General features: G+C 57.3%; 10 protein-coding genes, 1 tRNA gene and 3 pseudogenes. 4 read left to right on the forward strand and 10 right to left on the reverse strand.

Annotated features, from left to right (window positions below; genetic code table 11):
• Positions 1–10: 10 nt before the first annotated feature.
• Positions 11–802: a hypothetical protein gene (locus IVA78_RS11435; protein WP_247459735.1), complete on the reverse strand. Its 792-nt coding sequence runs from the start codon at positions 800–802 to the stop codon at positions 11–13.
• A 397-nt stretch (positions 803–1,199) separates the two neighbouring features.
• Positions 1,200–2,291 (reverse strand): DUF2235 domain-containing protein, encoded by a 1,092-nt coding sequence (locus IVA78_RS11440; RefSeq protein WP_247465313.1) that lies wholly within the window; start codon positions 2,289–2,291, stop codon positions 1,200–1,202.
• A gap of 165 nt (positions 2,292–2,456) precedes the next feature.
• Between IVA78_RS11440 and IVA78_RS11445 the strand changes: the two genes are divergently transcribed.
• Entirely contained in the window at positions 2,457–3,806 is a 1,350-nt protein-coding gene (locus tag IVA78_RS11445; protein WP_247465316.1) for an IS701 family transposase, read from the forward strand.
• Between the two features lie 927 nt (positions 3,807–4,733).
• Here IVA78_RS11445 and IVA78_RS11455 read toward each other — a convergent pair.
• A complete protein-coding gene (locus IVA78_RS11455) occupies positions 4,734–5,357 on the reverse strand; it encodes a hypothetical protein (RefSeq protein WP_247465318.1) in 624 nt (207 codons plus the stop codon).
• Positions 5,358–5,864: 507 nt separating this feature from the next.
• On the opposite strand from IVA78_RS11455, the gene IVA78_RS11460 reads away from it, so the two are divergent.
• The gene (locus IVA78_RS11460) at positions 5,865–7,034 is read left to right on the forward strand and encodes a hypothetical protein (protein ID WP_247459728.1); all 1,170 of its coding nucleotides are present in this window, start codon (positions 5,865–5,867) and stop codon (positions 7,032–7,034) included.
• Positions 7,035–7,146: 112 nt separating this feature from the next.
• Here IVA78_RS11460 and IVA78_RS11465 read toward each other — a convergent pair.
• Positions 7,147–7,222, reverse strand: a tRNA-Ile gene (locus tag IVA78_RS11465).
• 355 nt (positions 7,223–7,577) lie between these two features.
• A complete protein-coding gene (locus IVA78_RS11470) occupies positions 7,578–7,784 on the reverse strand; it encodes a hypothetical protein (RefSeq protein ID WP_247459726.1) in 207 nt (68 codons plus the stop codon).
• Positions 7,785–8,149: 365 nt separating this feature from the next.
• On the opposite strand from IVA78_RS11470, the gene IVA78_RS11475 reads away from it, so the two are divergent.
• Complete coding sequence (locus tag IVA78_RS11475; RefSeq protein WP_247459724.1) at positions 8,150–8,383, forward strand: hypothetical protein; 234 nt, start codon at positions 8,150–8,152, stop codon at positions 8,381–8,383.
• 2 nt (positions 8,384–8,385) lie between these two features.
• Here IVA78_RS11475 and IVA78_RS11480 read toward each other — a convergent pair whose 3' ends face one another.
• The 4 genes and pseudogenes from IVA78_RS11480 to IVA78_RS11495 form a co-directional block, all read right to left on the reverse strand.
• On the reverse strand, positions 8,386–8,565 hold the full coding sequence (locus IVA78_RS11480; RefSeq protein ID WP_247277346.1) for a hypothetical protein: 180 nt from the start codon (positions 8,563–8,565) through the stop codon (positions 8,386–8,388).
• A gap of 874 nt (positions 8,566–9,439) precedes the next feature.
• A complete protein-coding gene (locus IVA78_RS11485) occupies positions 9,440–9,802 on the reverse strand; it encodes a GNAT family N-acetyltransferase (protein ID WP_346275295.1) in 363 nt (120 codons plus the stop codon).
• A 694-nt stretch (positions 9,803–10,496) separates the two neighbouring features.
• Positions 10,497–11,876, reverse strand: coding sequence for an aspartate aminotransferase family protein (locus IVA78_RS11490; protein WP_247459722.1), 1,380 nt, complete (start codon positions 11,874–11,876; stop codon positions 10,497–10,499).
• A 345-nt stretch (positions 11,877–12,221) separates the two neighbouring features.
• A pseudogene (locus IVA78_RS11495) lies at positions 12,222–12,499 on the reverse strand (IS3 family transposase); the annotation flags it as partial.
• A 43-nt stretch (positions 12,500–12,542) separates the two neighbouring features.
• Here IVA78_RS11495 and IVA78_RS11500 point away from each other — a divergent pair.
• Positions 12,543–13,676, forward strand: a pseudogene (locus IVA78_RS11500) (IS30 family transposase).
• A gap of 40 nt (positions 13,677–13,716) precedes the next feature.
• Here IVA78_RS11500 and IVA78_RS11505 read toward each other — a convergent pair.
• Positions 13,717–14,345: pseudogene (locus IVA78_RS11505) on the reverse strand (IS3 family transposase); the annotation flags it as partial.
• Positions 14,346–14,511: the final 166 nt, after the last annotated feature.

Below are 14,511 nucleotides of genomic sequence, written 5' to 3' on the forward strand. Positions count from 1 at the left end.
CGAGCCTATTTTATTGGAGAATCCGAAGATTTCGCAGCGTTGTGTCCAATTGGATGGTGTCGCCGCGGCGCTGCGCTTGCTGCATGCTGGTGAGCGTCGCGCTGTTAGCGGTGCTTGAGCTCTTTAAGCCATTCACGGGAAGCGTCGTGACGCTGTAGTGCACAGGAGGCGGATCCAATGGCAAAAGCGAAATTTGAAGTTGTTCGTCGATACTATAACTGCCTGCGACCGATGCGGACGGGGTGCCGACGGGAAAAAGATAACTATAGCTTCCATCACCGCTGAACTTGATCGTTATCTGCGAATTGAAGGTGGGCTTGTCGATTTCTGCGACGGGATTCAGGTCCATCGCCGATGCGGTCCTAATCAGCCATTCTCCGACCCGGAGATTTTGGCTTAGAGCATTGAATGTGGGAGCCGCATTTTCGCATGGAAGCGCTTTGGAGAAGATGAGTTCCCGGGATTTCATATTATAAGTGACACCGCTACTACGAGCACCTTTGACGTCGCCACCCGACCCAACTCCGTAGGTGTGGTTGCCGTTCTTCCCGGAAAATGCGACACCGGCCGAGATGCCTGTGTCGACTCTAGGCAACAGCGCAACTGTGATAAGCCATTGTCGCGCCTTGAAACGTGCGAATTGGGGGTTGTCGAGATATCTTAAAGATCCCTGGAGCTCGCAGCTCGCGTTCAACAGAATTTCCCGAATAGGAAGATCCGTGTCTGGCGGCAAAGTCGGGATATAACCACACCCCGCCAACGCAATAGGAAAAGCTGAAATAAATCCCAACCTTGTGCGCATTGGTTATCCCCCTTGTGCAACCGTAGAGCGTAATCCTCGCATTGTAAACTATTGAGCTGGAATGATGGCCGGCCGTCCTGAGAAAGCGGCAACATGGGCTCGTCGAAGAATTCGATATATTGAAGCCAGCTGGTGAACCAGATGCCCCGGCGTCCAGCCACATATTCTAGCATGGAGCTAGGTTCAGCGAGAGTCGGTCGCGATTCAGATAGGACCAAAGTACTCTATAAAGCTGTGACTAATTGGGTCCCGTCTCCGACCGCTTAGGCTTCACCGCCGCTGCGGATAAGGGCTCGGCAATCGTTGGTCATTTGGAAAATAGAAACGGGCGACGCTAAAGTACTTGAGCAAGTCGTGGACGATGCCCACAATGAAGCGTTCAACATCTGCAATCAAACTACCTCCTGGGTTCGGGTGGTTGTTCTCGCAGCAAAAGCTTGCACAATTGGTATAGCTCTTCGTCGAGGTGCATGGGCAAGACGTCAAGCCTGCGATTGTAGTGTGTCGGGTCGTACCGTTGTTTTGTGCCCTTGATCGTGAATTCGCGGTCGGCCAAGGAATTAAAGATAGAGTGGATAAACTCAGTTTCGTGTACTCCAATGGAGCGGGGCGCTTGGGCAAGAAGCTTTCTAAGGCCAGTACGTTCATTCGTAATTTCGATGTGCGTGGCTCGTCGCAAACTCTTAAGGAGCGCTGGTACAAACAGCTCGTCGTCAATTTCGAGCTTGGGGCAATGATTTCTAATTCGATCAAGCATGGTCAGGAGGGCAACATCCCCGAGAAAGCGATCGTTAGAACATCCTCCGATGTCGGCGTGGACTCCGGGCATCCAAATTTGTTCCAAGACTTGGTCGTCCCGCGACTTGCCATCCCAAAGCAATGGTGAAAAAGAGGGGTTGCGGTCGTCGTCGATGGCAAGAATCTGTACCGCGCGTTCGACCGAGTTATCTAACGTCAGTGAGTTGAATCTCACCTTGCCGAACAAATTCATTCGATCCCAGTCTGATCCAGCAACAGTATCAAAGGCACCCAAGAACTGGACAATGGGGCGCGTCCCGTGGAGTTGCGACTCAAATTTTTGGAAAAGATCTGCGCGGTTCTGCGAGCTAAGCTTCTTGCTTGTAAAATGCCTCCATAATTCAGGAAATCGGTCGAGGAAGTCAGCGGGCAGGAGGCCGGGGTGCGAAATTAGACCGCTCAGCGCTCGTGCTGCCGCAGCACCTCGTGAAAAACCAAACAGATAGATTTCGTCTCCTTTAAGAAAGTTCGATGCTAAGTTAACGTACGCCTCGATAACGATTTCATCGAATCCCGCGCCGGTAGCTGCCGACAGACGGTCGCGCCTCGTGCCTACGCCGGAAAAGTAAAATGTGATCTGGGGGATACCCGAAAACCCGTAGGTGAACGCGCGATTTAAGCGAAACACGTTTGTAGGAATCACGGCCTTTGCACCAGCAGCTACATTGCTGCTGCCATCGAAAAAAAACATTAGGCGTCGTGACACTTGGGCTTCTCAGTGCTGGAGACAATCCTGTTGGAAAACCGCAGCGTCCGGTAGTGCATTCTAGGGTTGAATATGCTCCCTTGGATTAGCACTACTTTGGCAGATTGTTGGATTTGAGCCTTTTATTAGGATTCCCGAATCGATTTTTCAATGATTCATGGGTGGTCGGCTCTTGGAGGGCTGACCATGGCAGAATGGGAAGATGAACTCGAACGCTGGCTGAAGCCGTTCCTGGATCGGCTGGGTCATAAGACCCGACAGCGGATGTGTCCGCTGTACGTTGCGGGGCTAATCGGTCCCGGCGATCGCAAGAGCGTTCAACCGATGGCGGAGCGCGTTGCATCGGGCAACTACGATCAACTGCACCATTTCATCGCCGATGGTGTCTGGGACGCGACACCGCTGGAATCGGAGCTGCTCAATCAGGCCGACCGGCTTGTCGGCGGCCAGGATGCCGTGCTCGTTATTGACGACACGGCAATGCCGAAGAAGGGTGATCGCTCAGTCGGTGTCGCGGCTCAATATGCGTCGCCTCTTGGCAAAACGGCAAATTGCCAAACGCTGGTGTCACTGACACTTGCGCGCGGCGAAGTGCCGGTAATGGTCGCGCTGCGTCTCTTTCTGCCCGAGAGCTGGACAAGCAATGTGTCTCGTTTGAAGCGCGCCCGCGTGCCGGTCGAACACCGAACCCCACGGTCCAAGCCGGCAATTGCTTTGGCCGAGATTGACCCCGCGATCGCGGCCAACGTGCGCTTTGGGTGCGTGCTGGCGGATGCAGGATACGGGCATAGCGCGCCGTTTCGACAAGGACTGACGGCACGCGGATTGGCCTGGGCCGTCGGCATCCCTCGACATCTCAAAGTATATCCGGTTGATGTGCAGCTCATCTGGCCGGTGACCAAAGTTCGAGGTCGACCACGAAAGCACCACGTGCCAGATATTTTATCGATCGCGGCAGAACACATGCTGGCGAGCGCCAAGTGGAAGACCGTGAGTTGGCGCGGCGGGACGAAAGGCAGGTTGAAAGCCCGATTTGCTGCTGTCCGCGTCCGCACCGCCGACGGGCCTCCGCAGCGGATATGGGATAAGGGTCAGCAGCATCTCCCAGGCGACGAAGCTTGGCTCATTGGCGAGCAACGCGCCTCAGGGGAGAAGAAATACTATCTGGCCAATCTGCCCGCGGCGGCCGATCTGCGCACACTGGCCGCCACCATCAAGGCACGATGGATTTGCGAGCAGGCGCATCAGCAGTTGAAAGAGGAGCTTGGACTCGATCACTTCGAAGGGCGATCGTGGCAAGGTCTTCATCGTCACGCCCTGATGACTATGATTGCATACGCCTTCCTGCAACACCGCCGCCTCGCACACGCGGGGCGGAAAAAAAAGAATCAACGGGCCTCCGCCTCAACCAACCATGCCCGCCGTACGCCACGCCATCGTCGATCTCATCCTTCGACCGCCGTCTCAGCAGTGCCCGTACTGCCGAAAACAACTCCTTGAAAAACCGTGGCGCAAACAGATTCTGCCAAAGTAGTGTTAGCTTCGCAAGCTAAATGTGGGCATGGTTGGACGATGACGGCTAAAGGCAGGCAAGCCGAGTGTCGCATGCTTGCCGCGTAAAGCAGACCATCGGAGCGGCCAGGCAACCTGGGAGCCTGCGGGTCCGAAATTCATGATCGTTGCGCGATTGTTCACGATGGCGCGCTAAAATCATGGTGAAGAACGGCGACTACGTCCCCAGCGCGACGCTGAGCCGTCCATGAAGATCGCCATCGGGGTCGATGGCTTCGAACTCCAGCGATGGATTCACATCGCTCAGCCTTGGCACGACATCGCTCGTACGCGAATCGCTTCCTCCGGAGAGCCGCCGCGTGGCGGGTCCTGACCGACGACGCCTAGGGCGCGCTCTCGGGCATACTGGGCAGAGCGGTCCTGTATCCACCCGTGCTCCTGGTATTCGCGAAGGGCGCCGGCCTCCTGCAGCACCGAGATCGACCAGCCCCGCGGCGTTCGAATCGTGGGCCACCTTTCCTTGAACATCAGCATCGAGATCGCTCCTGCCGGAGACGAATGCTTGCGGGTCGCCCTCTCCGGCTAATACAGGGCGGGGATTCCAGACTGCCGCGGCTGCGACTTTTCCATGGTGTTCCGACGCACATTGTACAAAAGGCGTTCACCGTATCGCGTTGGCCGGAAGTTAAAGAACGCGGAGACGAGCCGAGCTGAGGTGGTACGCGCTAGACGAGTTCCTTTCTGCAATCTCGGCGTGCGTGATGAAGAGCCGGTTGATCTTTCCATCCCTCATCGTCGGCTGTGCGACGACCTTGAGGACGAGGCCTTCATTAAGTGCGCGGGTGTACACGTTCCCAGGCTTGCCAAGTGCATCGTCGGCGATCTTCCCGGAGACGATCTTCTTCTTTGGCTCGTTCAGGATTCGACCCGACAGGCGCCGTTTGTTTTGAAGACGCCGTGAATGCGGACAACATACTCCTCCTTATCACCGAGGCTGAGAGTATCCGGCGATCGGAGCACTTCTGCTGCGGGCTCGTCGATCACGGTAGCGGCGCTCGCGTCACCGATCTGCATGTGATTGACAGTCTTTCCGACCGGGTCGGGGAGCTGTCGGACCGAGGCGCGGTTCTCGCGTGTCATGGTTGTGATCATCCGTTGTAGCCAGGCCTTATCGCGCATATGGCCTTCGTGGACCTGTTTCGCGAACTCGTTGTGGGCCATCGCGAGTTCATGGATCCGATCAACGGCATTATTGCTGTCCTTCTTCGACAGGACCTTATCGATGACCGCCTTGATCGAAAGGTCGATGAATTTCTTCGCTACCGTGATGAGGATCGGACTATAGAGCGGGAGCTGTCCCGAATTGGAGATGGCGAAGATCTCCTGCAGCAGGCCGTTCTCGCGGCTCGGCCCCACGCAAAAGCGTATGTGGTAAGAGCGCGGGTCGTGCGTGATGTTCTCCCAGAAAAGTTCGTGACAGATGCTATTCGCGAGCTTAGTCGCGCCCATAAGCGATCGGCCGAACTGCTGTGCGTCCACGAAATGTTGGTCGGCGAGTAGTCCTCGGTACGATATTGTTATCGGCTCGAAAAGTGGCTCCGTCATCCCAAATCCCCCTCAATCCATTAGTTTACTTGCATTTTCTCAGATGGTCTACGGACGGTTGAAACCCGCGGTTCCGTTGGATCAAGGTCGCCGCGGGAATTCGAGTGGCGGATTTCGAGTGTCTGTCTTGATAATCTGTGATCTCAGGCTGCGCGCAGCGGCAAGCGGCCGAGGGTCCAGGGTTCAGAGTGTTGATCTTGTGATCAGGAAGTGTGCCGTTGCTGAAACGAGGCCTGTGACGGCGAACGACGCTTCACAGCACGCGCGGATCATCTAGCACTTTCCTAACTTGCGGATGACTCCTAACAGAGCAGTTGGCGCCGGCGCAGCCATGGTCGAGCCACCGCGCGACTTGACGACTGAAAAGCAACGGAGAACTCATGTTCCGCGCCCGGTCGTCCCACAGGAACCGAGAAGTTCTCGATGTTAAGAGCAGCAATCATGAATGGTGAATATATCCGGAAGGAGCTGTACGACTTGGTGTGGTCTCAGCCGATGAGAACCGTGGCAGCGAATGTCGGTATCTCCGATGTTGCGCTCGCTAAGCATTGTAAGAACGCGGACATCCCTGTGCCGACCCGAGGATATTGGGCGCGCAAACAAGCCGGAAGGTCGACCACCCAAATCGCGTTGCCGCCTCGCTTCCCCGGTGCTTCCGATCGGATTGGTGAACCGCCACGCAACGATTATTGGGGCGCGGATTGGACGGAAAGATTCAAAGACGTTACGATCCCACCTATTCCGACCTTCGAGGAGGACATGTCTTCCGTCGAAGAGCGCTCCAGAAAGTTGGTGGGGCAGGTCCGCTGCGAGCGCAAATTCGAGCCTGCACATCCGCTCGTAGCGAAGCTCCTGGCACATGATGAAGAACGACGTAAGGAATTCGCCAAGCAGCGTCACAGCTTGTACGCGCCAAAATACGACGCAGGAACGGCGCGGCGGCGCCTACTGATCATAAACGCTCTCTTCTTGACGGCCGCTCGCATCGGGTGCCGACCCTTAATGAATACGTCGAAATACGTAGAAGAGCCCGGCGGCAAGAGAGATCTATGGATCACGATTGGCAAGGCCCACGTCTGCTTTACCATCGAGCCCATCAAATCGAAGAAAGGAGGCCAGAGCGAGCGCTTATGTCTCGTTTTCGGCAGAGAGCGTGATCGCTCGAACACCGACAAATCCTGGGAAGATCGGGAAGAAAGCCAACTCGAAAATCAGCTGACCGAAATCTTGGTGCAAATGCTGCTCAGTGCGGAGGCTTCTTACCGCAACGGCCTCGCCCGACATAGAGAATGGATCATTGAGCGAAAAGCTGAAGCCGAAGCTGAAATTAAGCGGCGGCTGGACGAGGCCGAGCGCAAGGCACGCGAGCTTCAGCAGAAGTCGGAAAGGCAACGGATCGGACGTTTGCTTTCTCAAGCGAAGGCGTTCGACCGCGCCAATCAGATTCGAACCTATGTGGAATCGGCACGATTGCGGGTCGCTGAAACAGCGACGGGACAATCGGGATTCGAGAAATGGGCGAACTGGGCGCAACGGGAAGCGGATCGCATTGACCCAGTGAAGAACGGCACGATCGCAGCAGCCATCGAAGAGCATTTAGACAGAAGCTGACGTTTGCCGCGAGCGCGATAGTCTCTTCATGGTTGGTTCGAAAGAATCCACCCGGTCCACCAAACGGTCCACGCGGTTTTTCGCCAAAAGCATAAGTGATGATTGATACCATTGGTGGGCCCGGCAGGACTCGAACCTGCAACCAGACCGTTATGAGCGGCCGGCTCTAACCATTGAGCTACAGGCCCCGCTGCTGGCGACCGCTGAACGACGCTCGGACCGGCGCGGGGCTCGTTTACAGAATGGCTGGCATTCTGGCAATCCCATTGAAGAGCCTCCCTCCGCTCCTCCTCCCTCGTAAGCGCTGAAAACGACGCTTACCCTCCCTCCCGAGAAGTGCCGATTGAGTCATGCCTTAGCTCATTCTTGCTGAACAGAACAGCCGACCGACTAGGTGAGCTTCTCGCGTTGGTCCACTGGGCGCGCAGGCAGTCGCCGCCACACGATGGCAATGACGCTTATCATCTCTGGAGCTCCGATTCGTGTCTGACAGGCCCGTGATTACTGCGCCGGCCTCCCACGGCGAGAGAGGGATTGCACGCATCAGCCGGCTTTTAGGCCTTTATCGCTTTCGCTTATCAGCAACGACTCGTTGAGGCTGAGCGGTTTGCCGACCTCGCGGTGAAGCTCGCTTGGCGCCGTCACAGCCATGTCGCCGTCGATGCCGAAATCCTGTCCACAGTGCTGCGGCTCGACACGTCGAACGATCTGGCCAATTATCGCGCCGTGACCGCTTACATTGGCAGTCAAAATGCCGATCTCAAGTCACATCTTTCGGTCACTCTCACGTTCTTGGATCGGATCTGGTTAAGCAATCGGCCACCCGAGTTGCGCGAGTTGAAGGCGAGAGGCATCCGGTTCTCGCTTGTGCTGTCGCCACCCGGAATAGGCCAGGCTGGAAGTGATAGAGGCGGGGACGCGCCCAGATGGTGTGGATCGCGCCGAGGCCGGGCTCGATCGATGAGCTGCGCCGAGCAATGGGGAACCCACGGCCGTCGAAAGCGCGGCCGGACCCAAGCTGATCGAGCAGAAAGACGGCGCATCACAAGGGTCAAACGCTGCTAATCGCCATGGTTGCGATGGTAGAAGTCCCTCGTCGACTGCCTGGGGGCAACATGGTTAAGGCATTTCGCAATACGGTCATGGCACTTAGTTTTGTAGGAGTCGCCGGCTGCAACATGTTTTTGAATTTCATGAATGACTATTTGGTCTGCGGCCTTGCGCTGGCGGCTTCAGTGACCGCCGGCTTTTGCGTTGAGCGCATCTTCATCGAGCGGTCCCGTCGGGAGATGGTCCGCCTCCACGGCGCGGACTGGCATTCGGCGGAGAACCGACAGGTCGACTCATGAAGTCAACGCGCGCTCGTAATTTTCATCATCCGATTTTTCGCATTCGACCCGAGGGGCTTGGCCCGATGATCAAACCGGTCCATCCATTCCGGTTCGCTCGCATCGAGCGCCTGCGAGAGCTGCTTGAACCAGACTACGGAATGGCAGTTGATCCGAATGGGGGGCGTGAGCACCACGAACATGGTGAGACCCGATCCGCAGCTGCTCGATGCAGATTTGGTACTCAGTCGTGATCCAAGAGGGTACGAGCTGGGTCCTTCGTTGCGAGCCTGCGAGCGCTACGGCACGCAAGCGGTCGATACCGCCCGAGTAGCATCACGATCTGGAAGGACGACGAACATAAGCTGACCCGACGTAGGGGGCGATTGGACGCGCCCGTTGCGGTTGAATCGAGGTGGATTTGTATGCCGGCTGGCAAACCAGATCGGGACATAGCCAGGGGTACCCCGGCGGATCATGCGTTTGTTGCTGCGTGCAGTTGAGGCATTCGACGTCAACGATGCAGTTCGGAGAAGGCGGGAGACCTGATGCGCTATATCGTCTCGAAGATCGCGACGCTGCCCTGGCTGGAGAGTTTTGCCGCGCGCATGGCGCCGGGGCCACTCGCTCTGCAATTTAAGTCTGTCCCACGCTCATGCAGGTGGCGATCGTCCGTCTGAATAGGCGGCCCCGACTTCCGCTGACCACGACGCTTCGCGCATCCGCTCACGTCGCGAGCCCACGACGCTCCAGAGCGTCTTCTCCTATCCGCCGCTGGCGCACCGTATCAGCTCTCGTTTTGAATTCAAAGCTGGTTCGGCCAGGCGTGAGTTTGTGCGTGCGTTCGAGGCCTATCGGTCGCGAAACCTTCGACTCCTTCAGCTACAGTGACACGATTCATTCCGATCGCAGATCTCGCGGGACTCAACGAGAAAGTCCTCGCGGATGTGACGGTTTTATCTGAGCGCTTCGACATCATTCCCAAGGGCGAGTTTGGGCGTTTGGGCGATAGTCGGGGGCAAGTGACTGAATTTGTGCTCGTTGCGCGTCCGTAGAGCTCCACTGGACTATCCGGTCTCACAACCTCATTTGCTCATGCGGGGTCATCCTGGCGAATGAGCCCGCTTTCTCGTAAAAGATCACCGCATATCCATGCAACATCCCTTCCCTGCGGCGAACATAGCCAGCGCTCTCATAAAGTCTTTGGGCCCCTACTTGGATCGTTGTTGTGTCGAGCATTACCCACTTGAAACGGAGAGCTACAGCTCGCGACTCCAATTCACGAAGAACGCTCCTTCCAAACCCTCGTCGCTGAAAGACGGGGTCGACCCGCATACGTCTAAGTTCTGCGACATCATCGTCAAAACGTTCAGCCCACCCATGGCAGCGAATCGGGCACCAATATGCGCAACTACGAAGTCTCCGCCCGAGGCGATGTATACTTCCCCGATATTGCGTTAATCATCCTCCCAAGCCGCCTTCCGGGCCACACACACCAACATCCTGCGATGCGCTTCTGTGCAGATGCCATACATCATCGCTATCCCCGGACTCGATCCGCGCTATGATGCGACCCATGTTGGTTGCCGAAGCGTCGACCTCGCCGAAGAAGCGAACTTCTTCTTCCCGGCCTGCCTCAGCAATCGGATGGCGTTTCTCAGCTTGGCATCGATTCCGACGAATGCTTCCCTATAATCTGCCACGGCTTGTCCTCCTGCGATGAGGATCGGCTGACGCGCAGTGTAAGGCGAGCTATCTCATCGGCAGAGACGGACATACGGTCTTACCCTTCATCGGGGATGACCTCTTGAATATCCACGACCGGCTCTGTTCCTTCTGGAAAACAATCGTCGCCGGATTTTAAGTCGCACTAACGCCTATTCACTAGAACTCACTCGTCAGTATCGCGACATAAAGAGTTTTGGTTCCATCAGCATGCATGCTTGTTCGGAGTCGAGACGGCAAGCTCGACTGCGACCGATACGTTGCGTACTATTGGGGAAGCCGTGCGACGCTGGTGGTATTCCAAAGGGCCAGCCGACGGAAACTCGCAGGATCGCTGGGAAGGATAATTCCGCCGCATTTTGAAGCGATATTGGCAGGTGCGCGAGGTAGCCGGTGTAAGGCGGCCTTTTCAAAAAGTGGCAAAAACAGCATTGACTGCGTCCACTGTACTCTCGACGATGATATCAGCTTCGTGCTTTGTTAAGCACAGCGGCGGCGCGAACCCGAGAATGTCGCCCTGCGGCAAGGCGCGGCCGATAACGCCACGCTCAAGCAGCGCGGCGGCGACCTGCTCACCCACTTTTTTTGATGTATCGAAGAGGATGCGATTATCCCTATCCTCGACAAATTCCACCGCCGCCATCAGCCCGTCGCCGCGCACCTCGCCGACGTTTCCATGATCGCCCAGCGCCTCAGTCAGTGCGGACTGGAGATAGGCTCCAATATCGCGAGCATTCGTGATCAGGTCCATCTCATCGATTAGCTCAAGATTTGCAATAGCAGCCGCCGCGCAGATAGGATGGGCGGAACAAGTCCAACCATGACCGATACTACCGAGTTGATCGGAGCCTTTCACGAAAACCTGCCAAACCTTGTCCGAAATAATGACGCCGGACAAAGGAGCGTACGCGGAGGTCAGACCTTTTGAGATTGTGATCAGGTCCGGTCTGATGTCGTAGTGGTCGGAACCAAACATCCTGCCCAAGCGGCCGAATCCGGAGACGACTTCATCCGCGATGAGTAGAATGTCGTATTTCTTCAGAACCGACTGTACCTTCGCCCAGTATCCGGTGGGCGGCGGAATAATGCCGCCGGCACCTTGGATCGGCTCTCCGATGAACGCCGCGACTGTATCGGGACCCTCGGCTACAATCATTGCCTCAAGCTTGTCGACGCAGGCCTGGACGAACTGCTCCTCGCTCATGGTCGCATCAGCGCGGCGGAAATAGTACGGAGCTTCAGTGTGGAGAATTGGCGTACGCGGTAGATCAAAGGCGTTGTGGTACAGTTCAAGGCCTGTCAGCGAGCCTGTCATGACGGTTGAGCCGTGATAGGCTCGCCAGCGAGAGATAATCTTCTTCTTCTCCGGTCGGCCAAGCGCATTATTATAGTACCAAATTAGTTTGATGTTTGTCTCGTTCGCGTCCGAGCCTGATAGACCGAAAAAGACGCGACTCATGCCTTTCGGCGCCCGGTCGATGATCATCCTGGATAGCGTGATCGGGGCTTCTGTGCCGTGGCCATCGTATGCGTGGTAATAGGGGAGTTCGTTCGCCTGCTTTGCAATCGCCTCGGCGATCTTCTGGCGGCCATATCCGACATTCACACAAAAAAGACCCGCAAAGGCGTCAAGGCTGGTTCGCCCAGACTTATCAGTGATGTAGACTCCTTTGCCCCCGCTGATCACGCGAGTTGGAAGTTCACCTCGCGCATGCGCGCCGATGTGCGTCCCCGGGTGCAAGAGGTGATCGCGGTCCCAAGCACAGAGTTCGTTGAATCTGTGGGACATTTTCTGCTTCCTCTCCTACTCTGCATCAGAGGGTCTCGAGCCATATTCTAAGGGATAAGCGCCCCCACCTTATGGCTCGATGGGGGCCCACTTGCTGCCACCGAAAGGTTGGAGTCGCATCCTTGTCCGTTCGACGTTGCCGTTCAACAATAGCGAAATCGGATGTAGCGAAAAGAGGCCCGGCGCAACCAAGGTTGGTAGTTGCGCCAAAATGATGGTGCGACGCCAAGGCTAAGAGCACGACGACCTCAGTAGCCCGGGAGGACGCGTGAACGGAATCGCGGGCAGCTTAGTCGGCTATACAATTTGTTGGTTTGAGCTGCTGCCGGTTTGATGGACACCAGGTTAAGCTAATCCCACCTTGCGCTCGAACTCAACCGGACTGAGATAGCCGATGGTCGAATGCCTGCGGGTCGTGTTGTAAATCGTTCGATGTAGTCGAACACATCGGCGCGTGCCTCATCTCTGGTTCGATAGATCTTGTTGGCCGTACGCTCGGTCTTGAGCGAGGAGAAGAAGCTCTCCATCGCCGCGTTGTCCCAGACGTTGCCGGAGCGGCTCATGCTGCAAACGATGCCGTGGTCGGCCATCAGGCGCTGGAACTGTTCGCTGGTGTACTGGGCGGATTCTAACGGTCGTCGCAACACCCTGAAGTTGGAGGTTGCGATGAAAGTTGTAATTCGACGTTCGGCGCGGTCAGGACGAGCGCCATTGCCATCGGCAGGCCGGCCGTCTGTGGCCGGACGCGATGAACAGAATAGATTTTGGAAGGCGATTGCCACGGGGCAGAGCAGCGAAGATGCTGCGTTCGAGGCCGGCTTATCGCAACCTGTCGGAAGCAGATTGTTGCGAAAGGCAGGCGGCATGCCACCAGCGATGTTCAGATCTTCGGCCAAGCCTCTCCTTGCGCACTTATGTGGAGGAGAGACTTGCCGGCAGTGTTGTAGCCCCGAGCGGAGCTTGTATTGCTGGCCCCATCGTTCAGTGGAACGGCCGCCGGCATGGCCGGCGAAAGGATCGACGATGGGCCAAGGCATGGAGCGCTGAGCAGATTGCCCGACGCTTGCCGATCGACTTCCCGGACGACAAGACGATGCGCATCAGCCACGAAGCCATCTATCAGGCTCTCTTCGTTCAGGGCCGCGGTGTACTACGCAGCGAACTGACGGCCTGCTTGCGAACCGGACCCGTGTTGCGCGTGCCCAGGGGGCGCGTACGCAGGCGGGGCAAGGGCTTTGTCTCGCCGGAGATCATGATCAGTGAGCGCCCCGCTGAAGCGGCGGATCGAGCCGTGCCGGGACATTGGGAGGGAGACCTCATCCTCGGTCTTGGCAGCTCGGCGATCGGCACGTTGGTCGAACGCACGACGCGCTTCACTATGCTATTGCACCTTCCCCGATTAGCGGGGCATGGCGAAGCTCCGCGCAAGAAGAACGGACCTGCGCTTGCGTGACACGGGGCGGAAGCCGTGCGTGACGCGATCTCGCGCACCATCATCACTTTGCCCGAAGAACTACGTCGCACGCTGACTTGGGATCAAGGAGCCGAAATGGCTCAGCACGACCGCCTCAAGATCGATGCGGGCATCCAAGTCTACTTCTGCGACCCGCAAAGCCCTTGGCAGCGCGGCACTAACGAGAACACCAACGGGTTGCTGCGGCAGTACTTTCCGAAAGGCACAGACTTAGCATCCACAGCGCCGACGAGATATCCGCTGTAGCGGCGGCCCTCAACGCCCGACCGAGAAAGACACTGGGCTGGAAAACGCCGGCAGAAGCGCTTGACGAATTACTGTCATGAGTGAAAACAATTGGTGTTGCGACGACCGTTTGAATCCGCCCTGGCTACCCTGGTCGGAGTGATGCAACAGCGCATCCGGCTTGCCGCGCCGCCAGACGGCCATCAACAATGCGTCGGTCACGAGCTGCGCCGTCATGGCGGCACTCATCGACCAGCCCACCACGCGGCGTGAGAACAGGTCGATCACCGCTGCCACATAGAGCCAGCCTTCGGCCGTCCAGAGATAGGTGAAGTCGGCGATCCATTTCTGGTTCGGACGCTCGGCAGCGAACTGCCGGTCCAGAAGGTTGGCCGGCATCGTTTCGAGCTGTCGATCGCCGCTGTCCTTCGGCAAGCGCCGACGTCGCGGCCGTGCCCCTCAAGCCTTGCAGGCGCATCAGCCGCTCAATCCGGTGCAGGCCACAGTCCGCCCCATCGGCGAGCAGATCACGCCACACCCGGCGCGCACCATAGGTGCGGTCGCTGGCGGCGAAGCTGGCCTTGACCCTGCCGCCGAGCTCCTCGTCGCTGCGGGATCTGGCGCTGGGAGAGCGGTTCAGCGCAGGCATGGAAGCCCGACCGCGACACTCCCAGCGCATCGCATAGCCATGCCACCGGCCAGATCGTCCGGTGCTTCGCGACGAAGGCGAACTTCATGTCGCTTCCTTCGCGAAGTAGGCTGCGGCCTTCCTAAGAAACAGCCGGATTGGCGTCCCCGGGAATGGCCTGCAAGACGAAGCCTAGCGATTTGGCCCTCCGCTGAAGGTTGGCGACGACGCGGCTGCGATATTGTTGCTCATATTGGTCGGCACCCGGATCCTTGTAGCTCATGCCGTGCCGGAGCGTGTTGTAGAAT

Source organism: Bradyrhizobium sp. 137, from assembly GCF_023074095.1.
GTDB lineage: Bacteria > Pseudomonadota > Alphaproteobacteria > Rhizobiales > Xanthobacteraceae > Bradyrhizobium.